The 24,477-nt window shown below is 45.0% G+C and carries 25 protein-coding genes; 8 read left to right on the top strand and 17 right to left on the bottom strand.

Translation table 11 applies throughout. From position 1 onward, the window contains the following. Positions 1-40: 40 nt before the first annotated feature. The 6 genes from ACYVGR_RS35880 to ACYVGR_RS35855 all read right to left on the bottom strand — a co-directional run bounded on the left by ACYVGR_RS35880 (position 41) and on the right by ACYVGR_RS35855 (position 6,683). Positions 41-1,267 (bottom strand): DUF5009 domain-containing protein, encoded by a 1,227-nt coding sequence (locus tag ACYVGR_RS35880; RefSeq protein ID WP_460965469.1) that lies wholly within the window; start codon positions 1,265-1,267, stop codon positions 41-43. An 11-nt stretch (positions 1,268-1,278) separates the two neighbouring features. Further along, entirely contained in the window at positions 1,279-2,394 is a 1,116-nt protein-coding gene (locus tag ACYVGR_RS35875; protein ID WP_460965467.1) for a family 20 glycosylhydrolase, read from the bottom strand. Positions 2,395-2,560: 166 nt separating this feature from the next. After that, positions 2,561-2,968 carry a hypothetical protein gene (locus tag ACYVGR_RS35870; protein WP_460965465.1) on the bottom strand — a complete coding sequence of 136 codons (408 nt, stop codon included), beginning with the start codon at positions 2,966-2,968 and terminating at the stop codon, positions 2,561-2,563. Positions 2,969-3,183: 215 nt separating this feature from the next. Next, the gene (locus ACYVGR_RS35865) at positions 3,184-4,455 is read right to left on the bottom strand and encodes an MFS transporter (RefSeq protein ID WP_460965463.1); all 1,272 of its coding nucleotides are present in this window, start codon (positions 4,453-4,455) and stop codon (positions 3,184-3,186) included. 68 nt (positions 4,456-4,523) lie between these two features. Next, positions 4,524-5,804, bottom strand: coding sequence for an MFS transporter (locus tag ACYVGR_RS35860; RefSeq protein ID WP_460965461.1), 1,281 nt, complete (start codon positions 5,802-5,804; stop codon positions 4,524-4,526). Positions 5,805-5,936: 132 nt separating this feature from the next. Then, positions 5,937-6,683, bottom strand: a complete 747-nt coding sequence (locus ACYVGR_RS35855) for a sialate O-acetylesterase (protein WP_460965459.1) — start codon at positions 6,681-6,683, stop codon at positions 5,937-5,939. A gap of 434 nt (positions 6,684-7,117) precedes the next feature. On the opposite strand from ACYVGR_RS35855, the gene ACYVGR_RS35850 reads away from it, so the two are divergent. From ACYVGR_RS35850 to ACYVGR_RS35840, 3 genes are all read left to right on the top strand, one after another. Then, positions 7,118-8,491 (top strand): hypothetical protein, encoded by a 1,374-nt coding sequence (locus tag ACYVGR_RS35850; RefSeq protein WP_460965457.1) that lies wholly within the window; start codon positions 7,118-7,120, stop codon positions 8,489-8,491. 174 nt (positions 8,492-8,665) lie between these two features. After that, entirely contained in the window at positions 8,666-9,832 is a 1,167-nt protein-coding gene (locus ACYVGR_RS35845; RefSeq protein WP_460965455.1) for a hypothetical protein, read from the top strand. 17 nt (positions 9,833-9,849) lie between these two features. Next, positions 9,850-10,560, top strand: coding sequence for a glycosyltransferase family 2 protein (locus tag ACYVGR_RS35840; RefSeq protein WP_460965453.1), 711 nt, complete (start codon positions 9,850-9,852; stop codon positions 10,558-10,560). 76 nt (positions 10,561-10,636) lie between these two features. Here the strand turns inward: ACYVGR_RS35840 and ACYVGR_RS35835 are convergent, their stop codons facing one another. The 7 genes from ACYVGR_RS35835 to ACYVGR_RS35805 form a co-directional block, all read right to left on the bottom strand. Further along, positions 10,637-11,584, bottom strand: a complete 948-nt coding sequence (locus ACYVGR_RS35835; RefSeq protein ID WP_460965451.1) for a hypothetical protein — start codon at positions 11,582-11,584, stop codon at positions 10,637-10,639. Positions 11,585-11,681: 97 nt separating this feature from the next. Beyond that, entirely contained in the window at positions 11,682-12,176 is a 495-nt protein-coding gene (locus tag ACYVGR_RS35830) for an NADH-quinone oxidoreductase subunit B (RefSeq protein ID WP_182457616.1), read from the bottom strand. Between the two features lie 5 nt (positions 12,177-12,181). After that, positions 12,182-12,748, bottom strand: coding sequence for an LSm family protein (locus ACYVGR_RS35825; protein ID WP_460965448.1), 567 nt, complete (start codon positions 12,746-12,748; stop codon positions 12,182-12,184). Further along, positions 12,729-13,196 (bottom strand): NADH-quinone oxidoreductase subunit A, encoded by a 468-nt coding sequence (locus ACYVGR_RS35820; protein ID WP_460965446.1) that lies wholly within the window; start codon positions 13,194-13,196, stop codon positions 12,729-12,731. The genes ACYVGR_RS35825 and ACYVGR_RS35820 overlap by 20 nt, the downstream gene beginning before the upstream one ends. 86 nt (positions 13,197-13,282) lie before the next feature. Then, positions 13,283-13,894, bottom strand: a complete 612-nt coding sequence (locus ACYVGR_RS35815; RefSeq protein ID WP_460965444.1) for a porin family protein — start codon at positions 13,892-13,894, stop codon at positions 13,283-13,285. Between the two features lie 142 nt (positions 13,895-14,036). Beyond that, positions 14,037-14,597, bottom strand: coding sequence for a YqgE/AlgH family protein (locus tag ACYVGR_RS35810; RefSeq protein WP_460965442.1), 561 nt, complete (start codon positions 14,595-14,597; stop codon positions 14,037-14,039). A gap of 113 nt (positions 14,598-14,710) precedes the next feature. Beyond that, on the bottom strand, positions 14,711-14,989 hold the full coding sequence (locus tag ACYVGR_RS35805; RefSeq protein WP_460965440.1) for a hypothetical protein: 279 nt from the start codon (positions 14,987-14,989) through the stop codon (positions 14,711-14,713). On the opposite strand from ACYVGR_RS35805, the gene ACYVGR_RS35800 reads away from it, so the two are divergent. Together ACYVGR_RS35800 and ACYVGR_RS35795 are read left to right on the top strand one after the other, a co-directional pair. Then, positions 14,972-16,207, top strand: a complete 1,236-nt coding sequence (locus ACYVGR_RS35800; protein ID WP_460965438.1) for a sulfite oxidase — start codon at positions 14,972-14,974, stop codon at positions 16,205-16,207. The genes ACYVGR_RS35805 and ACYVGR_RS35800 overlap by 18 nt on opposite strands. A gap of 151 nt (positions 16,208-16,358) precedes the next feature. Then, the gene (locus ACYVGR_RS35795) at positions 16,359-16,772 is read left to right on the top strand and encodes a hypothetical protein (protein ID WP_460965436.1); all 414 of its coding nucleotides are present in this window, start codon (positions 16,359-16,361) and stop codon (positions 16,770-16,772) included. A gap of 65 nt (positions 16,773-16,837) precedes the next feature. Here ACYVGR_RS35795 and ACYVGR_RS35790 read toward each other — a convergent pair whose 3' ends face one another. Continuing rightward, entirely contained in the window at positions 16,838-17,431 is a 594-nt protein-coding gene (locus ACYVGR_RS35790) for a DUF4230 domain-containing protein (RefSeq protein ID WP_460965434.1), read from the bottom strand. A 292-nt stretch (positions 17,432-17,723) separates the two neighbouring features. Between ACYVGR_RS35790 and ACYVGR_RS35785 the strand changes: the two genes are divergently transcribed. After that, a complete protein-coding gene (locus ACYVGR_RS35785) occupies positions 17,724-18,329 on the top strand; it encodes an OmpH/Skp family outer membrane protein (RefSeq protein WP_460965432.1) in 606 nt (201 codons plus the stop codon). A 180-nt stretch (positions 18,330-18,509) separates the two neighbouring features. Here the strand turns inward: ACYVGR_RS35785 and hemA are convergent, their stop codons facing one another. Further along, positions 18,510-19,793 (bottom strand): glutamyl-tRNA reductase, encoded by a 1,284-nt coding sequence (gene hemA / locus ACYVGR_RS35780; protein WP_460965430.1) that lies wholly within the window; start codon positions 19,791-19,793, stop codon positions 18,510-18,512. A 339-nt stretch (positions 19,794-20,132) separates the two neighbouring features. Between hemA and ACYVGR_RS35775 the strand changes: the two genes are divergently transcribed. Further along, positions 20,133-21,335 (top strand): sensor histidine kinase, encoded by a 1,203-nt coding sequence (locus ACYVGR_RS35775; RefSeq protein ID WP_460965428.1) that lies wholly within the window; start codon positions 20,133-20,135, stop codon positions 21,333-21,335. Between the two features lie 28 nt (positions 21,336-21,363). Here the strand turns inward: ACYVGR_RS35775 and ACYVGR_RS35770 are convergent, their stop codons facing one another. Beyond that, a complete protein-coding gene (locus tag ACYVGR_RS35770) occupies positions 21,364-21,906 on the bottom strand; it encodes a hypothetical protein (protein ID WP_460965426.1) in 543 nt (180 codons plus the stop codon). Positions 21,907-21,944: 38 nt separating this feature from the next. Here ACYVGR_RS35770 and ACYVGR_RS35765 point away from each other — a divergent pair, with 38 nt between their 5' ends. After that, a complete protein-coding gene (locus ACYVGR_RS35765; RefSeq protein ID WP_460965424.1) occupies positions 21,945-23,063 on the top strand; it encodes a LuxE/PaaK family acyltransferase in 1,119 nt (372 codons plus the stop codon). Between the two features lie 72 nt (positions 23,064-23,135). On the opposite strand, the gene ACYVGR_RS35760 is transcribed toward ACYVGR_RS35765, so the two are convergent. After that, a complete protein-coding gene (locus ACYVGR_RS35760; RefSeq protein ID WP_460965422.1) occupies positions 23,136-24,287 on the bottom strand; it encodes a sigma-54-dependent transcriptional regulator in 1,152 nt (383 codons plus the stop codon). Between the last annotated feature and the right edge of the window lie 190 nt (positions 24,288-24,477).

The raw sequence follows: 24,477 nt of genomic DNA, 5'->3' as shown, positions 1-24,477 counted from the left end.
GCTGCTTTTGATGAAGCTTATGCAGGCAGATTCTGTTAGTCTACAACTTTAACTTAATTCTCAACCGCCCCAGCACTGCCGTAATTCCAATAATCAGCAGGGCAAATAAGAGTGATTTTAGCAAGCCTACACCACCTGTTGTTAATGATTGAGGAAGCGAAATGCCGGATAAATTGGCAACACTGTAATAGATATAGGGAATCAGATAACAGGTTAACGTACTGGTTCCCGCAGTTTTTATGAGGTCGAACCAGTTGGCTTTGCCGTTCAGATCAACCAGCCAGTAAATACCTGCGTAGAGGATAAAGGCAATGCCGCAACAGAGCGAAATCCAGGTAGGTGTTGCGTGAATTTTTGAGATAATGAAGAAATTTCGGGACAACAAACCTGCCAGAAGAAACAGGATACCAATGCCGATAAACAGAATTGGTAATTGATGTGCTTTGTCGGCTCGTTGCAGACGGGTCATGAGCAGAGTGGCCAGGATACCTGCAAACGTCAGTGCATGAAATGCCCCATTGTCGGGAATCCAGGCATGTGGTCCGGTAGGCCATAACGCATGTAGCCAACCGGAATGCCCTGCGATGTTCATGATTGTAAAAGCCACCCAGGAGACGATTAACAATTCTGGTTGTTTACGTAGAAATAAGTAGAGAATAGCACAGGTGAGGTACGTCCAGCCAATGAGCCCTAAAATTCCCCACCATTGCGATGTCATGCCAACCAGATGACCATCGCTACCACCTCTGAAAATAAATGCCAGATAAGCCAAAATCCCTACACCAAGCAGTTGCAACCCGGTAAAAATAGCTTTCGTGGTTCCGTCGCGTTTGGGGTATTGATTCCAGATGAGGAAAAAGGCCACAACCATGATAATTTGAAACCAGTCTGAACTCAATCCAGTCGCTTTCGCATTCAAATCGGGAATGTTGACTGTAAAGACGCCCATGACGATCAGGGCAACTGAACGAAGAACGATATGCCAGATGATCTGACCGTACGAATCGCCTTTATCGAGTCGCTGGCGAATGGCGAAAGGAATCGACATGCCCACAATGACCAGAAAGCAGGGAAAAACAACGTCGGAAAAGCCCAGAAAATCCTGATCGGCTTTCGAGTGTTCGAGCCAGCCCGGAATGCCGGATAATGTCCCGAAATCATTCACGAAAATCATGGTGAGCATCGTCAGTGCCCGGAAAACATCAATGGAAAAGACGCGCTTGGCGGGTAAAACGGCGTTAGTGGGTTTCGCTGGAGTTGATACCATGGTATGACAGGTTAATTGGTCTCGCTGAGTCGTTTGATTTCGCCAAACAGGGCTTTAAAGCAGTTACTGGCTGTATCTTCACCCGACTCTGGATTTACTTTTACGCCATAAAATTCGTCCAGAAAGGGACCGGCACCCGACCATACGGTTTGCATCATGCCCTGAAATCGGTCTTTCATAACAGGCGTGACCGATTTTCGGAACTTAACCATATCCTGTGTTTGAATAACGGCAAAACCCGGTTTCCGCCACGGGCAGGTGATCACGCTGAGACCCTTTGTGGCAAAATAGACGGCGGTCTGGTCGGGCCGTTCGTAGTGCCAGTCGCAAATCATCACGTCTTTGGCAATCAGGTCAATAGCGCGATAGGTATTGTTGAAACTACCTTCCCAAAGGCCAATACCCGTCGTTTTTCCGTCGATAAGTCGGTCGCCCCAAATCCAGAGTTTACGATTTTTCTCGGCCAGATGGTTACGTATGAGGTTTACCTCGCCCGCAAATAATTCGGCTTTGTCAAGGCCCGAACAACGTGGACATTTCTCATGGCCGATGTAGAATACCTCATCCATGCCCGCGTGAAAGGCGTCGGTTTCAAACGCATCACAAATTTCATCGACCAACGAAAACACCACCGCATGGACACCTGGATGGAGTGGACAATAGCTTTTACAATATAAGCCATCAGGATTAGGCCAGACGTATTTCTCCGGCATTTTAACCTGGGGTGTTTCATCGAAATCGGGATAAACGCGGAGTAAATTAGTGGTTTTGCTCGCCCAGGACTGATGACCCAGCAAATTGATCTGAGGAATCAGGCGGATGTTATGTTTCTGACAGGCTTTAACCAGTTTCTTTACCTCCCGCTTCGATAAAGCGATACTATCGCGCAACTCAGGATGACTGCTGAATTCGTAGTTGAAATCGACGCGCAGAATTAGCGTATTTACTTGACGAGTTGCCAGTTCCTCATTGATGAATTTGATAAATGTGTCGAGCTGTTTGGGCTGTGGTGCTGCAATACAAAACCCACGAATGGGCAACAGACTGTCGATTTTAGTTTGGGCTATTGCCAATGTACTGGACAGAGAAATGACGAACGTAACAAGCAGAAAAAATACCTTGGCCATTGATCGTAAATTTATGAATCGGTGCTAGGAACCTGCCTTATAAGCCAGATCTACTGATTTTCTATTCAATAAGCAACGGGAAGAGGTATAAAACAAAACTTCCCGAAAGTTCTAAACTTTCGGGAAGCTGATGGGTACTATTAAAAAGCTTTACTATGCAGTTACTTTATTTGATAGCAATAAGCCGGGTTGGAGCTTCTACCGATGGCGTGGCCAGTTTAACAGAAATCTCTTCTTTCTGATCGCCAGCCGTGATCCGGAATGTGTAATTGCCATCGCCAAGCTCGTTCACATCAAACTGCTGACGAACTGCACGGTCTTTGCTGTTTTTGGTGCAAATTACTTCATCGAATAATACATCACCCTTTTGATTGACTAACTGAAGGGTGATTTTATTTTCGGATTGATATTTCTCCAGACACACCCAAATTTTGGATGCATTGGCAGAGGGGAACACAACGGCTGCAAATGCTTTTTGCTTTGGGCTGCCATCGGTAGCGAATGAAGAGATTGATGTTGAGATAGTTAAAGCAAATGCAAAAGCGCTAGCGAGTAATTTGATGGTCGTTTTCATTGAGTTGAATGTTTTAAGTTTTGAACCTTTAGCTGTCAACTCAATGATGCTGATCTGCCCGCTGAACGCTGGCAATCTGGAGAAACGGTTTAAATAAATGATGAATGGTTGTGGTTAAGTACAATTCTTAATAGCCAATGTACAATAAATTAGGGTAAGCCTCTGATTAACAGAAACCATTATTCATTGTACATTTTTCATCAAGTATTAGGTGCTTACTCTACAAAATCCAGGTCTTTGCCAAAGGTCTCTTCCATTCGGCTAAGTGACCAGAAACTGAGGCCGTAAACGATTACACCCAGAAGTCCTGCGGTCATTAACGCGCCCATTGAGGGCTTCAACGCCTGAAAAAATAAGGTCATTGGGATCAGTGTACCCCGAACTACACTCGGCACCGACGTTGTGGCTGTGTTTCGGAGGTTTGTTCCGTAGAGTTCAGCAACCATCGTCAGGAACATAGCGATGTAGCCTGTACAGAACCCTAAAATTAAACATACGGTATAGATACCACTCGCGGTATGAATGCCACCAAAGAGATAAATACCACTCATCAAAGTGCCTAGAATCAACAAACCTGTAATTGTTTTTAGGCGTGACTTCAACCAATGACTAAGTGGCCCACTCAGCAGATCGCCTACGGCCATACCCACATAAATCATCATAACACATCGACCCGGTTTTACCACCTCGTCGATACCCAATGCCTGCCCAAGTTCATTGGCAAACGTAGCCAGAATACCGACCACAAACCAGGTTGGCATACCCACCGTTACACAGCGTAAGTATTTGATGGCTTCTGGCCAACTTCGAAAAAAATGCAGGACATTCCCCCGACTAACCTCTTTATGCTCTGTCTTCATTCGGCTGAACAAGCCTGATTCGAATACGCTGACGCGAAGCAACAGCAGGGCAATTCCCATGCCACCACCCACCCAAAAGGCGGTTCGCCAGTTGAAGTATTCAACGGTGAAATAAGCCGCACCAGCTCCCAGATAGCCAATGCCCGCTACGACAGCAGAACCATAGCTTCGAATTGCTTTGGGCAGGGTTTCGGACACTAACACAATAGCCGCCCCAATTTCGCCAGAGAGACCAACGCCAGCCAGAAAACGCAGAAAGGCGTACGTATTCACATCCTGTACAAAGCCACAGGCAATGTTTGTAAGCGAATACGTAATAATGCTCCCGAACAGCACCGACATCCGCCCGCGTTTATCGCCCAACGCCCCCCACAGGAAACCGCCAACAACCAGGCCCGCTTGCTGGAAATTGATAATAAACGTCCCTGCTTTTGATACTTCTTCTTCCGATAATCCCAGCGACTGCAAACTTGGAACGCGTACAATGCTGAAAATGAGCATATCATACACATCCACGAAAAAGCCCAACGCCGACACAATGACGGGCAGGGCAAATAAGGGACGGAAGGAGATGGTCTGAACCGCCGGGCGGCCCCGCTGGATTTCTTTGATTTTACTGGTTTCCATGATTTTCAATTTCACACATCGTTATCAATCTGGGAAATCATTTAAATCATGAAAATCCCTGTTCAGACTTACTCTTCCAGATAATTTAAATCCTTGCCGTGTGTTTCGGGAATGCTCAGGATGGAGTAGAAACCAAGCAGAAAACTAATCAGCCCTATAACTGCCCCGGCATTAATGATATCCAACGAGGGCTTCAATGCCTGATAGCCAATAGTCATTGGGATGACTAGGCCGCGTACCATATTGGGAATTGTAGTAGCCGCCGTAGCGCGAATATTCGTTCCGAATTGTTCAGCCCCGATGGTGACAAACATGGCCCAGTAACCAATTCCGAAGCCCATTGCCAGACATAAGCTGTACAAAACAGTTGCGCTTTTAACCCCGAGGTATAAATAAACTAAGCCAAACACGAGGGCAACAGCCATGAGTAATGCCACTGCTTTTTTACGAGAGGATAAGGATTGGCTGATGAATCCGCTGGCCAGATCGCCTACGGCCAGCCCAACATAGCACCACATAATGGCCAGGCCTGGCTGGATTTCTTCAGCAATGCCTAATGCTTTACCAAACTCGTTACTAAATGTAGCCAGAATGCCAATGACGAACCAGGTTGGCAGTCCGATGCCAATGCACTTGAGATAGCGCGACAATCGGTCTGCGTTTGTAAAGAAGGACAGAAAATTACCCCGACTGATGTGTTTCTGGTCAGATACATCTTTGAACATACCTGATTCAACTACACCAACCCGTAGCAACAACAGGCCGAATCCTAAGCCTCCACCAACAAAAAAGGCCATTTGCCAGTCGAATAGCTTAACAGTAAAATAAGCCACTACGGCGCCAAAGAGGCCAATGCCTGCTACGAGAGATGTGCCAATAGCCCTTTTTTCTTTAGGCAAGACCTCACTAACAAGAGTAATACCGGCTCCAAGTTCACCCGCTAACCCAATGCCCGCTATAAAACGCATGAGAGCGTAATACATCGTTGGGTCCATAAACGTGATGTCCTTTACAAGACCGCAGGCAATGTTGGCAATGGAATAGGTAATGATGCTGCCAAACAAAACGGATAAACGCCCACGTTTGTCGCCAATAACACCCCAGAGAATACCGCCGAGCAGTAAACCACCCATTTGCCAGTTGATAATGCTGGCTCCAACGCTGGAGATTTGATCGGGAGCAAGACCGAGATCTTTTAAGCTGGGTACGCGAACTATGCCAAACAGAAGAAGGTCGTAAATGTCAACGAAGTAGCCCAGTGCGGCTACAATGACTGGCAAGCCAAATAGTCCCGCCTGAGTCGACTTAGCCTCGTCGGACGGTTTAGAAGAAACAGTAGGATTAGCCATGCGGCACAATCAATAGTTATGAAAGGGAAATAGTTTTGCAATAATACGAAATGGCCAAAGAAGATTAGGCCTACCCGATGGCTGATACTGCTGATATGTTGATTTTGCGCAGATTTTTTAACTAGCACCGACTTACGGCTTGCTTGTTATTAACTTCTTATGAATAAATACATCAGCATACCGCTGTCCTAGAATTCGGGCTGAGTGGGTGTCGAAATGAGTTGAATCTCCTTTGTCGGTTAATCCTTCTGACAGAACGCAGTAAGAATTTGGGATGTGTTGGACCGCCTGTTGAAGTGCTTCATTGACGATTTTAGCCTCTGGGTCTCGACTTACGACAAAATCGCCCAGTGTTCCTACTACAAATGGTACATTGGGCGCATTCAGATCTTTTCGGAATCGCTGGACTAGTTCGGTAAGTTTTTCTTCATAAACGATGGCTTTCTCTGGCTCCGAATCTGATTCGCCCTGATGCCAGATAAAACCGGCTAACTGCCCATTGTCAAGTGCTTTTTTTGCCCGTCGTAAAGCATCATCGTAAGGATGTGATTTGGTAGGTTCATAATAAGCGCCTGGTTTCCAGACATCGATACCCGAACCGCCAACGGCGCAGGGAATTAATCCGATATTCATTTCTGGGTAAGCTTCGGCCAGTCGTTTCGCAAACGAAAATCCAGGGCCAACACCTATAACATCGGGTTTATCGAAGTGCATCGGATCGCGAGCAGGTATCCAGCTTAGCTGTTTCGTCAGCATCCAGATGCGTGGATGAGTCTGCTGATCTTCGGCTTCGGGAATACCTCGGCCAGCCATATTCGATTGGCCAATGAGCAAAAATAATTGCAATCGGGGCGGCACGTCCTGCTTAAAAGCAAGCATAAGAGAAAGAATAAGGCTTACGAAGAAGAGCTTGGGAACTGTATGCATTTGTCTGGCCAGTTATTGGGGATAAAAGCTTGTAAATAGGGTTACTACTTATCAAACTTTACATTTTAATAACCTTGCTTCTGCGTTTCGAGTACCTATATACTCGGCTAAACAGTCAGCATTTAAAGGTGATTTTTGGGAATGACTGGAAACCTATAGTCGGACCATTAAGGAACATTATGGCTGAATTGGCTCATGTAGCGGATTGCATATCCTTCAACGGAGACTAAGTGACCAAGATATTCTTAATTTTGCATTATTCTGGAGGCCGCCCAGAAGAAAACTTCCAAACTGAACAGGAAGCCGAGTTGGCAATAGCAGCAAAGTGCAATGCCCATAATTTTACGAATGTATGTTGCCGCTCCTCATTAATCCCCAATAGCTTCATGAAATTGCCTACAGTGAACACGTCTTTATCCGATATTTCTGAAGAACCTACTACCCCTACAGCTTACCGAACCTATTTTCTGGGAATATGCGTCTTATATACACTCGCTGCTGGCGTACTGGCGCTGCAAGCCCGATATGGTGTTATGGACGAAGATTTTCATCTGGCGGCCAGCGAGGCCTTTGCTAAAGGTGGAATAAACCTGACAACCCTATATAACCACCTGCCACCAACCGGCGTAGCCAGTCATATTTGGTTTGCGCTATGGATGAAGTTATTTCCTGGTATCGATTATATAGGCCTTCGATTAATTACCTGTGCAGGACTATTAGTAGTAGCAGGTTTTGCTTATAGACATCTTCATAATCGTTCGGTCATTTCACAGCATAAGGTATTAGGCGCTAGCTGGTTTATGCTGGTTTGCCCTTATTTTTTTGTGACTGTTTCGACGATACAAACCGAGGGACCAGCGCTGATATTTTTGTTTTCGGGTCTGCTACTACTTTCTACCTCGGGACTAAAGCATTTCTTCCCGTTCTTTCTAGGTTGCCTTCTGCTCGGATTTACGACCATTGCCCGATTTTATTACCTGCCTCTATTGCCTGCGTTGTTTATCCTGTTGGTAACTTCTGATTGGGAATACTTTAAACAGTACGGCCTTAAAGAAGGCGTCGTTAATCGAGGGTTATTATACCTATCGATAGGTATCGGTTTACTGCCATTGGCAGGGCTGGTCTTACTTTGGGGAGGATTTACCCCCCCTTTATTTCATCAATGGTCAAAGCTTCGTTCGGGGGTTAGTTTCAATCAACTACGACCTATTTCAGCACTCTTAATAACAGGTCTTTATATTGCTCCGTTTGTTCTGGCTAATTTATTACGTGGAGTTAAACCGTTAGCCCGTATACTCGCCATTGCGTTACCCCTAGCATTAATGTTGGGTGTGTTTCGTATCAATCTCTTCCACGATTCGTTGTCAGTTAGTGATGTATTCAGTGGCCCTGTTGAGCATGGCGTAGGCTGGGTAGAGTCGAGAGGACGTTGGGGGCTTCCTCTGGGCTTATTTGCTCTATACAGCATTAGCCTGGTTAGCCTGTACGTATTTATAGGGGAACTTGTTTCCTATGTTAAGGTGCACGGTTTTACGGATAAAGGGTTTCTGTTTTCGCTCACTTTTGTCATTTTCTTTATTGTTTCTCAGGTCTTTATTGGGGGTAACCATCCATTTTTTGAGCGATACCTTATTCATCCCTGGCCTTTCCTAGGCTATATATTAGTACAGTTAACGCCTGATTTTTTTAAGAGTAAAAACTACCTGCTCTTAATTGCCTATACAATCTTCTCGGTTTTGATTCTGCTCAAGTGGGGCTAGTTAGGATGTAAAAGCTGATACTTTTTATTTGATGTAACTAAAATATTTTTATTGGATACTATATGTAAATGTGGGATGTGGCTGTAGGTAGTAATAGTTAAAAATAGTCTTACTTTCGCAGTGGCTTAGATTTAAAACGCTATGTTAAGTAGCTTATAGTTGCTGTGTTTTTGTATGGCAGAAGAAAAACTACCATTAGTTCGCTATGGATTAGTAAGTATTACTCTATTTGTATTAGTCTATTTTGTCGTAACCCAACAAGCAAGAGGAGATGAAGGAGGTGCTTACCTGCCTTCTTTTGAGCAGGCTTATTCAGTATTCCCTGCACTAGATTTATCGCCTTACTGGTCTATCTCATCATTTTATTTGTGGCTTATTGCAGCTCTGCAAGCGTTGATCGGTGATTTTGCCGGTGCTCAGTTCTTGCTAATTGGCCGTGTTCTTTCCTTGGTGTGCTGGCTCAGTTTAGTGGTTGTAACGCTGCGATCTGGTTTCTATAAAGCTTTAGCCGTTCTTTTCAACCCTTATGTCTTAATCTATTGTGTAAGGGCGCACCCGTTTCTGCCGGGACTTTTGCTCTTCTATATTTTCTGGAGCTTAACCCGCCAGAATAAGAAAATTGGCTTGTTGTTTTTACCCTTGACTGTCACGTTTCAGGTTTTTATAGGCGGGGCTATTGGCTTGTTCATGCCAAAATTCCCGCTTCAGCTAAAAGAAGTGGCTCGGGTAGTTGGCCTTGGATTATTAGCCGTTTCGGGTGTTTTGATTACCTGGCTTACCTGGGGCGGTATGTACCCGCCAAAATTTGTCAACCATGTGTTCTTCCAGGAGTTTCATGTTAACGGGAAGCCGTCATTTGGTTATTTATTTACGGTATTAATGTTGGCTGGTAGCGTACTGTGGTTGGTTGGAAACAGGACGATTGGTGATATTAAGACGCACAAGACATATTCATTAGCCGTTATTGGTAGCCTGGTTGTAGGCGCTCTTGTCCTTTATTTTATTGCCGACATTGTTGCTATTGCCCGTGAGGCTAGCCATCGCGTGTTCGGTCACTATTACCAGATCGGGTGGGTTGTTGGTTATGTAATTATTGGCTTGGGCTGGCTACGACTTCACCGGGATCATTACGCATTATTTTTTGGTCTACTTGGCTCTGCTGTGCTATTAGTAACGCTCCCTTATCTCTACGAACGGATTTCTGTCTTTGCCATTATTGCGCCATGCCTGGCCTGGTGTAGTCTCCAAAAGAATGAAAAGCAGCAGCAACCGCTCATTTTAGTGATGTGCAGCTTTTTTGTCCTCTTTTCCATTGCGTACCAGTTGTATGGATCGCTCTGATTAAGTTACCAAAAACCATGAAACTATCCATTATAGTACCCGCTTACAACGAGGGTAAGACCATTGAGAAAATACTGACTAAGCTCGTCGATATAAAACTTCCCGACTCTGTTCATAAAGAAATAATTATTGTCAACGATTGCTCGAAGGATAATACCGAAGCCGTTGTGCGGAACTTTATTAGGCTACATCCTGCGGCCGAAATGCAATATGTTGCCCATGCTGTTAACCAGGGAAAAGGAGCCGCTTTACACACGGGAATCCGAAGTGCAACGGGCGACTATGTAATTGTTCAGGATGCTGATCTTGAATATGACCCTGATGAATTTAATATCCTCTTGAAACCCATTCTCGACGGTTTTGCCGACGTTGTCTATGGGTCGAGGTTTATAGGCGGAAATGCTCACCGTATTCTATTTTTCTGGCATACGATCGGAAATAAGTTTCTGACCTTCCTGAGCAATATGTTCACGAACCTGAATCTAACGGACATGGAAACATGCTACAAATTGTTTCGGGCCGATATCATAAAAGGAATTGAGTTAAAAGAAAAAAGGTTTGGCTTTGAGCCAGAAGTGACGGCGAAGATTTCGAAAATTTCAGGTATTCGTATTTACGAAGTTGGCATATCCTATTATGGCCGAACCTATGGAGAAGGGAAGAAAGTTAACTGGCAGGATGGCTTCCGGGCGATTTACTGTATTATTCGCTACGGCTTATTTGGGTAACAGAGAAGACCAGGAGGTTTTTTCGTGGACTATGCAAGAATAAACAGGATCGACTAGAAGTAGATTCTCTGTTGACCTACGACTCTACTACGTTTAAAGGCGTTTCATCTGTAGAATCAGGTTCGCTGGCAGGCTGGCTTATCTGAACAGGCTGTGGAATGAAGATGGGTTTAGGTAACTTTTCATACTGGTTGTAAGCGGTTCCTAATGACCATACTTTCAGACCAACACGAGCGAAAATCAGCATTTGCTGAATAACAACCATCAGCAAAATAGTGAGCCAGTTACTCATTAAAATGGCTTCGTCCAGAAGGAAATAAATTCCGAATAAACCGGTTCCAATCACAATCATCATTCCGTATAAACCATAGGTTCGCATGGGATTGCGAAGGACTAATCGACCGGCCTGCCCAAATGCGCGAAAGGCATTCTGTTCATCTTCCCGAAACATCAAAACTTTGGCGTAATCGCCAATGCAGAACAGGAGTGTAGCGGTAAAGGCGAAGAGTACAAAAAACACCGCGCCAATCCAGAATTCACCTCGTTCAGTTAATGTATTATTTAGCGCCACACCTACTAACGAACCTGCAACGAGCCAGAAGCCGGCACCCACCACAACAAACAGGAGCACAACGGCAAAAAGTCGTAGAAACCGGGCTACATAATGACTACAGCCTTGCCAAAATAAACCAGCACTGAAGCGAGCGTTGGGTTGAGCGAAGCGAAGTAAAATTCCTCCCGAGAAAAAAACACTCAGAAAAATATACACTAAGCCCAACCAGCGTCCGACACTTAAAAGCGGGGCAATTACTCGCTCGCTGCGATGCATAAAGTCGGAGTAAATGGTATAGTCGAATCCATCGAGCAGATTCATAAAGGCAAGCGAATTCTGATCTTCTAGCTTAAGGGTGTTGTAGAAGGGGAGAGCAGCCACTAAGCCTAGTACCAGATTGATGCTATAGATCAGCCACAGAAGCCGGATTGACCCAAATGTTTGGCGAAGGGAAACGGAGAGGGGGCTCATAGTTGCTGCGTTAGATAGGTGAAATGTTCAACGTTCCAGGTTTAATGTTCCAAGTTTAGCCTCCGGCTCACAACCTGAAGCCTGAAACATTAAACATTTAACCTCTGGACAACGGATGCTCGGTTCGTATTTTTTCCTGCAATTTCAGGAAACCGTCGATTAGCGCTTCGGGACGCGGTGGGCAGCCAGGTACGTACACATCAACTGGGATAATGCGATCAACTCCTTTCACCACATGATAACCGTGTTGCCAGTACGGCCCCCCGCAGTTGGAGCACGACCCCATCGAAATGACATAGCGGGGTTCGGCCATTTGCTCATAAAGTCGCCGGATACGATCGGCCATTTTATAGGTAACCGTACCTGATACAATCATAATATCGGATTGGCGAGGGGAGGGGCGCGGAAAAATCCCGAATCGCTCGAGATCATAACTGGCAGTCATAGCTCCCATCATTTCAATGGCGCAACAGGCTAGGCCAAATGTAAGCGGCCACAGCGATTTCTCTCGCGACCAGTTTAACAGATCTTCAGAGTGCATCAGCATAACGCTGGCTTCGCCTGATTTATCAGTTGTTGGTTGAGGAGTCATATACGTTAAGGATATTGCTTAATAACGTCTTTTTGAAACGTTTCGCTGAAAGGTTCTAAAAGATGGTATAAACGAGTTACGGATTCTGGATCGCCTACAGAGCGAAAGGTGAAGCGGGCGCGCCCTATACTCGCACTAAATTTTCCTATAAGGGCGCCGAAACCTGCTCCTCCTGCCGCACCAAAGGCAATCGTAACACCTAATAAAATAGGACTTCTACTATTACCGGGGCTGTGGTTATTTCCCTGATAAGAAGCATATCCGCCTGCCAACGCCCCCAAAATCGCACCCGTAATAATTCGGGAGCGTACATTATTGACATCAATGAGCTTCACCTTTCGAATCGAAGTTAACGGTATTTTAATGATGTCCCGTCGTTTATCTTCAAAATACAAGGTGGATTCGCTCACACCCGATAAAACTCCGTTGATTCGTTCGCCCGAATCCAGAAGAACACGGATTTTGTAGGTTCCTATTTCGTAGCGTTGAGCTAGTCCTCTGATAGGAGAGGATAATAAGGTAAGGAGAAGAATGAGCTTTAATAAAGTCCTGTCACCGCTGATATTTCTCATTTACTTTCCTGTACAACTCCGCAGGAACCTTCGTTTCCACTGTTGGTACTTTCGGTTGGGGTTTTACCCAATCAAGGTAACCTTTCACCCAAACATAGGCAAGCCCTAACGACAATATAATGACAAACAGGGTTACTTCTCCTAATGCAAACCAACCCCAAAGGCCTCCAGTTTCTTTAATAAGTTGTGCCTGGCCAAATACAGTTGCCCACGGAAACAAAAAAACTAATTCAACATCGAACAGAACAAATACAAGTGCTACAACGTAAAAGCGGATGTTAAACTGAATATTCGCGTTGCCAACGGGCTCTTCTCCCGATTCATAAGTGCTATTTTTCTCGACATTCGGTTTGTTCGGGCGTAGTAAGCGCGCTATAAAAAGTACGATTGCGATAAACGCAAACGCACCTACAATAAAGAGCAGGAGAATGCCGAAGTCGGAGAGCATAATTTGAACAGTACCAGGAGTGAGGAGTGCGTAGTAGGATGTTTTGAACAGTATTCTACTACGCACTCCTCACTCCTAGTAAGAATTTATTTTTTCTTCTTCTTCGGGAACAGGTTGTACACCATCGATACCTGAAGATTTCGGTTATAATAGGCAGCTGTTGCTTCGGGCGATACGTTGGTAAAGCCGTAAATGTAGCGGACGTTTAGACTGAACTTGTTCAGCATGTCTAAGAAGTCGTAGTGAACCCCTACGGCAAGTCCCAGATCGTTATTGGCACTAGGACCACCTGTTTGGCCGGCATTAAGAGCATAGCTGAACTCTGGGCCAGCCTGAACAGTCAACCCCTCGGTTGGAATATAGCCCAACATAAAAGGAAGGCTGGCATAATAGTAAGAAACCCCTGTTGTAGTTCGGCTACCATTAGATTGCTCCTGCTGAAAGGTGCCTCCCCGGATCGATAGGATGGCTTCTGGCTGAACTACCCAACGATTATACCGATACCGATAAATTGCCCCCAGATGAGGCTGCAATGCCCGGTGAGGGATATTGACTGTAGATCCGGATATGGCTATTTGGGTGAACGATGCTCCGACTTTTAGTCCAAAATGGCCGCCAATTGGTTTATCGCTTTGTGCCTTCGAGATGAAAGGCGAGGTTACTATAGTAATAAGAAGTAGTAATCGGTACATGTACATACAGAACTGCAAAAAGGAAGTTAACCCTTCGATAACGTTTTTTCTCCGAAACGTCGGGGATGCGGCCTTCCGACCGCCACAAAATTGGCGAAAAAAAGTTAAGAAGCCGCCGTTCGTCCGGTGCGGGAAATGTTTAAAATTGTTAATTAAGTCGTGGGTCGACCGGATAATGGGCTATTGATTTGTATTCGCCCCCCATTCGCTTGAGAACTCCCCGCCAAAATTCTTTCGTTGGGGTATCAAATAGGAAATCGGCAGTGATACGGCTAATGATCCAGGCTTTCTGGCTAAGTTCGTCATCTAACTGCCCTTCGCTCCAACCGGAATAGCCAATAAAAAAGCGAATGTCGCGTTCGGTAAGTGTTCCCAAATTGACCGCTCGTTTGATCTGCTCAAAATCGCCACTCCAGTACAAACCGTCAACAACCCGTATCGACCCGTCAATCAGATCGGGGCGACGATGGATAAAATGCAATGTATTTTGTTGGACTGGCCCACCTACAAATAAGGGTAAATCAGGGTGAATTTCTTCGATTACATCGCTCAGGTGAATATCGGTAAGCTGATTCAATACCAGCCCAAAGGTGCCGGCATGGCTATGTTCGCAAACTAAAACTACACTACGCTCAAAATTAGTGTCGCCCATGAATGGTTCGGCAATCAGAAGGTCACCATTTGTAACGGTTGGCGGGATCGTATTCATAGCACATCAGGCAATTAATTCATAGTATAGCCAAAACGCTTTTTCAGATGCTATATTCATTAAAAACTGTTAAATACACTACTCTGCAACAGTATAATGTTTGTACGGGCCAATTAGGAGGGTAAAGTTTGGGTAGAGGCAAATTGCATAATTTCGGCATAGGGAACATTACTTTTGCCCGAAAATATGCTTTGAGTATAATCTAGGGCATTGACGAAAATGAATTCTGGAGGATTCTCGGGGACGCCTTTGCGATAGATTTTATTATCGCTGGTTATCAGTACAATAGAATCCAAAGAAACCATAGAAACAAAATTGAACAAGTAATCGGTAAATAAAGGCGCTAATTTGCCTGCTATAAGAACGTTAAAGCTATGCAGAATCAGCTTCATGACCGGCGTGGGTTTCTTCAAAAAAGTGCGTTGGCAACGCTAACCGCTTTGATAGGGACGGATGTCGTTTTCGCCGATAAAATTCCGGCAGGTTATACGCCATTGGCGTTTGACTATGATCCTCTTAAGGGTAAAAGTGCTGAGATGAAGGTGTTAGGCGATAAACCCTGGAATGTTGAACCGCCTATTCATCTGTTAGATGACGCCGTTACACCCGTCGATAAAATGTTTATTCGGAATAATGGCCTGATTCCTTCGGAACCCATCGACCCAAAGACCTGGACACTCACAATTAAAGGAGAATCGGTAAAAACAACGAAAACCTATACGCTGGACGAACTCAAGAAACGGTTCACAACGCATACCTACCAACTCGTGCTGGAATGCGGAGGCAATGGTCGATCGGGATATGAACCCCAAACAACGGGTAACCCCTGGGATCAGGGAGCGGTAAGCTGCGCTGCCTGGACGGGTGTTCGGTTAAAGGATATTCTGGCGGATGTCGGATTGAAAGACGATGCTGTGTACATTGGCTATTACGGTAAAGACCCACACCTGAGTCAAGACCCTACCAAAGTGTCTATTTCGCGTGGGGTGCCTATTAAAAAAGCCCTTGAAAATGAGGTATTACTTGCCTGGGCTGTTAATGGTGAGGACATTCCGTTAGTGCATGGGTATCCATTGCGGCTGGTTATTGGTGGCTGGCCCGCTTCGGTATCCGGGAAATGGCTGCATACGATTGCTGTTCGCAATAAAGAGCATGATGGTGCCAAGATGGAAGGGCATAGTTATCGAATGCCAATTCGCCCAGTACAACCAGGTGAAAAAATTGCTGAGACGCCCGAGAATTTCCGTATTATCGAGTCGATGCCCGTAAAGTCAATAATTACGTACCCAAAAACGGGAGCCATGTTCGATAAGAAGAAGTCGCTGGCTTTACGAGGACATGCCTGGGCCGGAGACCGCGCTGTTGCAGAGGTACATACATCCATCGATTACGGGGCAACCTGGCAAAAAAGTAAACTAGAGCCAGCCAAAAATCGACTAGCGTGGCAGCAATGGTCGTCGGAAATAACATTTCCAGAAGTAGGTTATTATGAAATATGGGTGCGTGCTACCGATAGTAGTGGCGTTACGCAGCCAATGGTCATTCCACAGTGGAATCCGGGTGGCTATCTTAATAATGCCTGTCATCGAATCGCCGTAAAAGCAACCTAGTGCTTTACCAAAATAGATTCTGGTGATTCTATCGGATTCTATTGATGATATTCTGCTGATAATCAATAGCTAACCCATCAAGTAGAATCAAAAGAAGCGCTAGAATCTAAATTGGAAGAGTACTAGTATTAGTTTTTAGGTCTAGAAGAACATGAAAACAGTAATAGGTTTATTTCTTATTGGGGCTACGGTGATTGGATTGGCTAGCTTCCAAACAGTTACTATATCTCCGCGATCGACGGCAGAAGTTAGCGGAAGGATGGCCGATACGCTGAAAATTGATGCCGAAAGCGGATTAATTGATTCGCCGAGCCTGATGATGGTAAAAGCACAATGTACGGCTTGTCATTCCTCGAAACTTATCTTGCAGCATCGCTTTACGCGGGCAGGCTGGACGGAGCGCATTCGATGGATGCAGAAATACCACAAACTTTGGGACTTGGGCGAATCGGAAAAGATTGTTTTAGATTACCTCGAAAAATACTACGGACCATCAACGGGAGATACTAAGGCCGCTTTTCGCCGTGCTCCATTGAAAGATGTGAAGTGGTATAAACTAGATTAAAATTGTTCAATGTTCCAAGTTCCATGCTTTGCTCTTCACGAACATGGAACCTGAAACATAATTTACTATTCCCGAAAGACCAACCCTATTTTTTTGCCCGAAATCCGTTCGAGCATGGGGCGGAGAATCTGGTTAGCATTTTGGCGGGTTTGATTGAGGATGCCGCCGTCAAGCGCCGATTGGCGAACCTGCCGTTCGGCTTTCCGATAGGCGTCGCTCACTAGCTGGGATTGGTCCAGAAACGAAAAGTGAGTATCGTACACCCTCGACCGGTCGTGATTGATTTTCCAACTACAGAGTTCCGGTTTCGGTAGTTGGACGGTTATTGAATCGCCTTCGGTTATAATATCAGTTGCCGAAATCCTGGTCAGGTCAATGCAGCCAGTGGCTTCGCCTTCTACAATTAATATGGCGTTTGCATTGGGCAAAAACGTATTTACCTGCTCGTGTTCAACAATGTCTTTGAAAGTGTATTTTACGAGTTCCAGCTTTCCCAGGGTCGTAATTTCTTTCAGGACAATGTGTTGGGCCGTGTTATCACCTCGTCGGAAACGGCTGAGCAGGCTATTCCCACGAATCTGCTCCCAAATGGCAATAAGACCGGCAACCAGCACCGCAATAAGAAACAAACGAAACAGGGCGTTAATCAGTCGGGTCATTTGTAGTGGAGAGTCACTTATTCGTCTACAAACACAGATTCGATGAGATCGATAAGATCATTTCATCAAACTTAGCTGAACTTAACAATATTTAACTTATTAAAGCCGAGCCCTTATTGCTAAATTTGAGAGTTATAGCTGAATCGATGGCAGGCTGACCGTTGTCTTTCGAGTTGTAAGGTTGACTAATGCTTATCGTCCATAATTTTACATGTTAACTCCTCCTTGTTTGTGTATATAGAACTCAAACAAGAGGTGTACCTACCTAATTTAGATTAAACTAACCGTTAAAATGAAGAAGATTTTTAATTACGTGCTTGTGGTGGCTTTATCCCTGACTGCTTTGGGACTGCAAGCCCAGACGGTAAAAGTAGGCCACACACGGATAGATTATATCTTGTCTCAAACCCCTGAAAATAAGGTAATCACTGACTTGTTGATGGTTCAGCAAAATAAGGCGCAGGAAGAACTTAAACGATTGCAGTCAGAGTTTCAGACGAAGTACACCGCTTATCAAAAAGAGGGGGCTCAAATGACGGATGTGATTCGGAAAGATAGAGAGACCGAGTTGCAGACTTTACAAAACCGTATTCAGGTGTTTAGCCGTGATGCCGATGAATCGATTCAGAGTAAGTACAAGCAGTTAGTTAGCCCTACGCTTACAAAAATTCAGCAGGCGATTGATTCGGTAGCTAAAGAAAATGGCTATACACACATTCTGAATACTGGTAATTCGACCGATATCCTGTACGCACCTGAAGAAAACAACATCACAGAGCTAGTTCTTAAGCGATTGGGAATTACGCCGGGGCAGAATGATGAGAAACCAGCTACAACAACACCCGCTGCGTCTACTGCCAAAGCACCCGTTAAGAAGGCTGCGCCTAAAAAGAAGTAATCGGCAGACATGAAAACTGGAGTAATCTAGATAAGTCGCCCTATTGTTGGCATTCCCTTTTATAGAAAATAATGGCCTGTTTTTGTCATTCCGACGTCAGGAGGAATGACAAAAAGCTACTCCAACAAAAAAGCTCCTCAATCAGTCTGATTGAGGAGCTTTTTTGTTGGAAGTTCTGTATTAATAAGAATGTTTTGGATCACCTGCCGCTTGTTTTTCCAGGTCGAACAGATCATTTAAGACATCGATCAGGGTTTCGGCTTCTCCACGTTTGCAGGCAGCTTTCAGTTGCAACACAGGCAGCTTAATGATCTTCTGCATAATGCCGCGCGTAATTTTGTCCACTTTTTCCGACTCATCAGGAGTCAGATGTTTCAAATGCCGGGCAATTTCGTCACGACGAATCTGCTCCAGGGCATTTTTAAGTTTATTGATTGTTGGCGATACAACCATTTCCTTCGACCAGTCGCCAAACTCAGCCACCGCTTGTGTGATAATGGCTTCGACCTGAGGAATAGCAGCCAATCGCTGATTTAAGGCTTCATCGGTACGATTACGGATATGGTCAATGTTGTATACCAGTACTCCCGGAATCTGCTCAACAGCAGTATCTACGCTACGAGGAACCGATAAATCAATGAAATATTTGAACGTTAGCACATTGATTTCCTGAAGTAGTTCAGGAGTAATGAGCGGATCGTCGCGCATGATCGACGAGATGATTACGTCGGCCCGGCGAATTTCGTCCGTAAGATTGTCAAAGTCAGCAACCCGGAAACCATATTGCTCAGCCAGGGCTTCGGCTTTCGTTTGCGTACGGTTACAAAGGGTAATGTTGGTCAACTTGCGGTCTTCGAGATTTTTACAAACGTCGGTTCCAATCTCTCCGAGGCCAATAACCAGGACATTGGGGTTCTTATGTTCGCCAACCAGCTCATCAATCAGCTCAACGGCAGCATAAGAGACCGAAGCCGCTCCGTCACGAAAAGGTGTTTCCTGAGCAACCCGCTTGTTGGTAAAGAAAATCGTGTGCATGAGTCGGTGCAGAAACGGCCCCGCCATTTCCAGATCTGCCGACCATTGATACGATTGTTTCACCTGATTCGGAATCTGCATATCGCCCACTACCTGCGAGTGTAAGCCAACGCATACTTCGAACAAGTGCCGAACAGCCTGATCATTTGCCTCGAAAAACTGGAAATAAGGCAAATAATTAGCGGTATCTGTCAGCCCTTTTTCGATCAGTAATAAACGGGCAATATCACTATTGAGGTCCTGTTCGAAGGCGTAATATACTTCTGTACGATTGCAGGTTGAGATAACAAGCAAATCGGTTAACCCAAAAAAGTCACGCAACCGAATCATCAGCCGCTTGGCTTCTTCTTCGTTTAGTGCAATTAGTTCCCGCACCTGCAACGGGGCCATCTTGTAAGATAAACTAATTGCTTTGAAGGTATCTAACATGGTAACAAATCACCTTTATTGGCCTTAGGCCTTTACAAAATTACGGCATATTTATCGGATATAAATAGGCACCATCTAAGTGGTGTGTTATTTAGAATACATCCAAACAAAGAGATGGGTTCTTTGTTCAATCCTATTCGAGTTTGTAACAGTAAGCGTAGCTCAGTCGTTCCGATTTAGATAGTTTGCCTGCTTTTTATCGTTTAACGTACAGAACGTATCTACTGGGCGACGTAATAGGTCAACAATCTGTTTAGTTTTGTAATACCTCCACATTTTATTCTCAAAAAGCTGCTTTTAAGTCAAACCTATTTCAGTGATGGCAGCTTATAAGATCACATGTTAAAGTCATTCGATATTTATAATCAGAATAATATTCTGAAAATTATTCTGGCGCTGAACCTATTGTTAGTTGGAACAGGATCGTTGCTTTATACCAATCGCCTTATTTTAAAACTCGAAGCCCGTGAGGAACAATATGTACAGCTCTATGTAAAGGCCGTAGAGTATTTGTATAGCTCAAGTCGCCCTGATGCCGATAGTGGTGATTTAACGTTTGTTACAAGTGAAATTTTGCAGGCTAACAAGACCATACCAGTTATTTATGTCGATCATAATAATCAAGTATTGGCCAAGCTGAATATAGATGGCTTAACGAAAGGGCTTACGCAGGCGGAGGAGCAAGCTTTGCTTCGCAATAAAATGATTGAAATGAGTAAAAATCACCCGCCTATACCTGTGGTGATGAATGATGGTAAACATGGTAAGGTTTACTATTCTAACTCAGATGTATTGCGACAAATTACGTACCTGCCGTATGCGCTACTGGCAATTCTGACAGCCCTTGGGGTATTGGCTTACCTCTCGTTTAGTTCGTCGCGACGGGCGGAGCAGAACCGTGTATGGGTTGGGTTAGCCAAAGAAACGGCCCACCAGTTAGGAACGCCTATGTCGTCGTTGATGGCCTGGGTCGAGTATATGCGCTCCGATCCTGACCAGTATGACGGATCGATAACCGATGAAATTGAAAAAGACGTTCAGCGACTGGAGACTATTACTGCTCGTTTTTCGAGTATTGGCTCTGTGCCTACTTTGAAAGAAGAAAATCTAAATGAGGTAGTTAAGCAATTTACGGATTATCTGGCGAGACGTATTTCGACGAAAGTGAAAATGAGCCTGGCTAGCCAACTGCCGTCCGATCAGATGGTCAAAATCAATAAGCTACTCTTTGAGTGGGTCATCGAAAATATATGCAAAAACGCAGTCGATGCCATGAAAGGAGTTGGCGAATTGCGGCTCAATATTGTGCCTTTGTCACAGCAGCAGGTCGCGATCGACATTACGGATACCGGCAAGGGGATTTCTAAAGCCAATATGCAAAAAGTATTTTCGCCAGGTTTTAGTACCAAAAAACGAGGTTGGGGACTAGGGCTGACACTAGCCAAACGCATTGTAGAGGAATACCACAGTGGTCGACTTTTTGTCAAAAGCTCGGAAGTCGGGAAAGGAACAACGTTCCGGATTATTCTGAATGCGGATTAAGTTGCTCTGATCCGTATTCAGAATATTATTACTGGGGCAAGTAAGGCAATGTTATCGTATCCGTCTCGATGACATTACTGACATTCAGGTCCCGATCTCGAATGCGAATTTGAAACTTGGTTGGGTAGAATACATTTGATGTACCGTACGTAAAAGTTTGATTGAAATCCAGTGTTCCCTCAATAGGGCCTTTGGGTTTGTTCTTTGTCAGATCCGGGAAAAACAAGGATGTGAGATCTGTTTGCCTGTACTCGACATATTGCTTGTTGATGAGTCGAAATGTTCTGATTTCATAATTTCCCCAACCGCCGTTGCTGGTATAACTGGTAATTGTTGCTGCGGACGGATTGTCGACACCGAGGTTGCCATCACCATCTTTGAAGCCGATGGTAATTACAATTGAATCCCGCTTGGCTTGGCCTACTCCGCTACTTGCTGCAATTGAGTATTTAAATAGGCCCTTAAAGTCGATGGCTGGAGTATTTGAGTAATTTGGTTCGGTAAAGCAGGCCGATACGGTTAGGACAATGCCGAAAACGAATAAGTAGGTTTGAATTTGTTGCCGTCGCATACTGTTGTACTCGTTGTGCAATAAACGCTTTTGTTATTTTGTCTTTTTCATTAACACTTTCAGCCGCTGCGGCCCCGCTTCGGCAATCACTCCGACAGCAAGTTCTGGAACTTGTGTCGAACTTTCCGGATCGAGCGGCCTTCGAAACGCTGGCTCTGGCCGTTTTTCGGTATCAGGCAGCTCACAATCCTTTATATCGTGCTTATTTGCACCACCTGAACTGCCAGCCTAACGAGATAACCAGGTTGCATCAGGTGCCGTTTATGCCGATTGGCTTTTTTAAAACTCATTCGGTTTTAACAGGCATTGACTCAAGTTGCAATCCAGATAAAACAGATACGCTCACCTTTGCCAGTAGCGGTACTACGGGCGAACAGACCAGCCGCCATTTTGTACCTGATTTAGCTCTTTACGACGCTGTCAGTACGCAAATTTTTGAGCAGACGTATGGCCTACTCCGCGACTTCCATATTCTGGCGTTGCTGCCGTCTTACCTTGAACGAAATAACTCCTCGCTCGTGTATATGGTTCAGCAATTTATGGCGCAGAGTGGAGGTGTGCAAGCTCATAACCCTACGTCCGGGTTTTTTCTCAACAACTATGCTGAACTGACGCAGCGCTTACGACAACTCGCCCAACAGCCTGATCAGAAAAAGATTTTGCTCATTGGGGTTACATTTGGCTTGCTGGATTGGGCTGAATCAGAATCGGATTTGTCATTCCTGGGAAAGCTTCCTAAGCTTATTGTCATGGAAACGGGTGGAATGAAAGGCCGCCGGAAGGAGCTACTACGCGAAGAAGTGCATGAGATTCTGATGGAGCAATTAGGGATACAAGCCGTTCATTCCGAATATGGCATGACCGAATTGCTATCGCAGGCTTATTCAATGGGGAATGGTGTATTTCGCCCTAGCGCAACGCTCCGAATTTTCTTGCGGGACATCAACGATCCATTTGCACTTCATCCAGACAAACAGACAGACGTCGGCTCGCGCCAAACGGGAGGAATAAACGTTGTCGATTTAGCCAATCTGGATTCCTGTTCATTTATCGAAACCCAGGACTTGGGACAATACGTAGGGGAGGAAGGCGATTTTCGGGTGATTGGCCGCTTCGATAATTCTGACGTAAGGGGCTGCAACTTAATGATTGAATGAGTGAGTGATAGAATGATTGAATAGCTATGATAAACTATTCAATCATTCTATCACTCACTCATTCAATCATTATCACGCATAAAGCTTCACATCTTCCAGCGTAATATCATCACCACACATGATGACTAGGCGTTCGATGACGTTCCGCAACTCCCGAACATTTCCTGTCCAGGGAAGCGATTGCAGGAAATTCATGGCGTCGGGTGTAAGATCTTTAGGGGGAGCGCCGTATTCTGTAGCGATATCGTGTAAAAACTTATCGGCCAGGAGAGGGATATCGACCCGCCGTTCAGCTAAGGGGGGGACATGAATCATGATAACACTCAGGCGGTGGAATAAGTCTTCCCGGAAGTTGCCGTTAATAATTTCCTGCCGAAGGTCTTTGTTCGTAGCGGCAATTACCCGCACGTTGACTTTAATTTCCTTATCGCCACCAACGCGTGTAATCTTGTTTTCCTGCAAAGCCCGTAGCACTTTTGCCTGTGCCGACAAACTCATATCGCCAATCTCATCAAGGAACAACGTGCCACCATCGGCTTGCTCAAACTTACCGACCCGGCGGGCAGCAGCCCCCGTAAATGACCCTTTTTCGTGGCCAAATAGCTCACTTTCAATGAGTTCGCTTGGTATGGCAGCGCAGTTTACTTCCACTAAAGGCTGGTTAGCGCGGCTACCTTTCTCATGAATCTGCTTGGCCACCATCTCTTTACCGGAGCCATTAGCTCCTGTTACCAGCACACGCGCTTCAGTAGCAGCAACTCGATTGATCGTATCTTTAACTTTCTTGATAGGCTCCGACTCGCCAACAATTTCATTCAGTTTATAGATACGCTTCTTCAGGGTTTTGGTTTCCTGAACCAGCTTGGCCCGCTCAATGGCGTTGCGGACGGTAATTAAAAGGCGGTTAAGATCGGGTGGTTTGGTAATGAAATCAAAGGCTCCGCGTTTGGTCGCTTCAACGGCATTTTCAACGTTGCCAAAGGCTGAGATCATGACAACCTGGGTACTTTTCTCGGCTTCGCTAACCTTTGCCAGTACCTCAAGGCCGTTCATTTTGGGCATTTTAATATCGCACAAAGCTACGTCGTAACTTCCGCGCAGAATCATATCCAGCCCTTCTTCACCATCTTTCGCTTCGTCAACATCGTAGCCTTCATATTCTAAAATATCGCGTAGAGCCGCACGAATTTTCTGTTCGTCGTCCACGATAATCAGTTTGGCCATACAAAAGGGATAAATTTAAACATATAGATTATGCACAGCCCGAAAATAGGGTATTTTCTATCGGCATCCGTTATTTTGGTGACTAAATTTGATAAAAACCCTGTCTTTTTTAATGAAATAAGGTCATTTACCCCAGAATACCGTACAATTTCTATTTATTCAATAGAGCCTAGTGCGGTGAGAATCAGGT

This window comes from Spirosoma litoris, assembly GCF_054776755.1.
The sequence above is the reverse complement of the archived record's forward strand: the minus strand, read 5'-3'. Positions and strand labels throughout refer to the sequence as shown.

Bases quoted from the DNA above. Each gene is read 5' to 3' on its own strand.
- ACYVGR_RS35880 (WP_460965469.1), bottom strand. From the start codon at position 1,267: ATGGTATCAACTCCAGCGAAACCCACTAACGCCGTTTTACCCGCCAAG.
- ACYVGR_RS35875 (WP_460965467.1), bottom strand. From the start codon at position 2,394: ATGGCCAAGGTATTTTTTCTGCTTGTTACGTTCGTCATTTCTCTGTCC.
- ACYVGR_RS35870 (WP_460965465.1), bottom strand. From the start codon at position 2,968: ATGAAAACGACCATCAAATTACTCGCTAGCGCTTTTGCATTTGCTTTA.
- ACYVGR_RS35865 (WP_460965463.1), bottom strand. From the start codon at position 4,455: ATGGAAACCAGTAAAATCAAAGAAATCCAGCGGGGCCGCCCGGCGGTT.
- ACYVGR_RS35860 (WP_460965461.1), bottom strand. From the start codon at position 5,804: ATGGCTAATCCTACTGTTTCTTCTAAACCGTCCGACGAGGCTAAGTCG.
- ACYVGR_RS35855 (WP_460965459.1), bottom strand. From the start codon at position 6,683: ATGCTTGCTTTTAAGCAGGACGTGCCGCCCCGATTGCAATTATTTTTG.
- ACYVGR_RS35850 (WP_460965457.1), top strand. From the start codon at position 7,118: ATGAAATTGCCTACAGTGAACACGTCTTTATCCGATATTTCTGAAGAA.
- ACYVGR_RS35845 (WP_460965455.1), top strand. From the start codon at position 8,666: ATGGCAGAAGAAAAACTACCATTAGTTCGCTATGGATTAGTAAGTATT.
- ACYVGR_RS35840 (WP_460965453.1), top strand. From the start codon at position 9,850: ATGAAACTATCCATTATAGTACCCGCTTACAACGAGGGTAAGACCATT.
- ACYVGR_RS35835 (WP_460965451.1), bottom strand. From the start codon at position 11,584: ATGAGCCCCCTCTCCGTTTCCCTTCGCCAAACATTTGGGTCAATCCGG.
- ACYVGR_RS35830 (WP_182457616.1), bottom strand. From the start codon at position 12,176: ATGACTCCTCAACCAACAACTGATAAATCAGGCGAAGCCAGCGTTATG.
- ACYVGR_RS35825 (WP_460965448.1), bottom strand. From the start codon at position 12,748: ATGAGAAATATCAGCGGTGACAGGACTTTATTAAAGCTCATTCTTCTC.
- ACYVGR_RS35820 (WP_460965446.1), bottom strand. From the start codon at position 13,196: ATGCTCTCCGACTTCGGCATTCTCCTGCTCTTTATTGTAGGTGCGTTT.
- ACYVGR_RS35815 (WP_460965444.1), bottom strand. From the start codon at position 13,894: ATGTACATGTACCGATTACTACTTCTTATTACTATAGTAACCTCGCCT.
- ACYVGR_RS35810 (WP_460965442.1), bottom strand. From the start codon at position 14,597: ATGAATACGATCCCGCCAACCGTTACAAATGGTGACCTTCTGATTGCC.
- ACYVGR_RS35800 (WP_460965438.1), top strand. From the start codon at position 14,972: ATGCAGAATCAGCTTCATGACCGGCGTGGGTTTCTTCAAAAAAGTGCG.
- ACYVGR_RS35805 (WP_460965440.1), bottom strand. From the start codon at position 14,989: ATGAAGCTGATTCTGCATAGCTTTAACGTTCTTATAGCAGGCAAATTA.
- ACYVGR_RS35795 (WP_460965436.1), top strand. From the start codon at position 16,359: ATGAAAACAGTAATAGGTTTATTTCTTATTGGGGCTACGGTGATTGGA.
- ACYVGR_RS35790 (WP_460965434.1), bottom strand. From the start codon at position 17,431: ATGACCCGACTGATTAACGCCCTGTTTCGTTTGTTTCTTATTGCGGTG.
- ACYVGR_RS35785 (WP_460965432.1), top strand. From the start codon at position 17,724: ATGAAGAAGATTTTTAATTACGTGCTTGTGGTGGCTTTATCCCTGACT.
- hemA (WP_460965430.1), bottom strand. From the start codon at position 19,793: ATGTTAGATACCTTCAAAGCAATTAGTTTATCTTACAAGATGGCCCCG.
- ACYVGR_RS35775 (WP_460965428.1), top strand. From the start codon at position 20,133: ATGTTAAAGTCATTCGATATTTATAATCAGAATAATATTCTGAAAATT.
- ACYVGR_RS35770 (WP_460965426.1), bottom strand. From the start codon at position 21,906: ATGCGACGGCAACAAATTCAAACCTACTTATTCGTTTTCGGCATTGTC.
- ACYVGR_RS35760 (WP_460965422.1), bottom strand. From the start codon at position 24,287: ATGGCCAAACTGATTATCGTGGACGACGAACAGAAAATTCGTGCGGCT.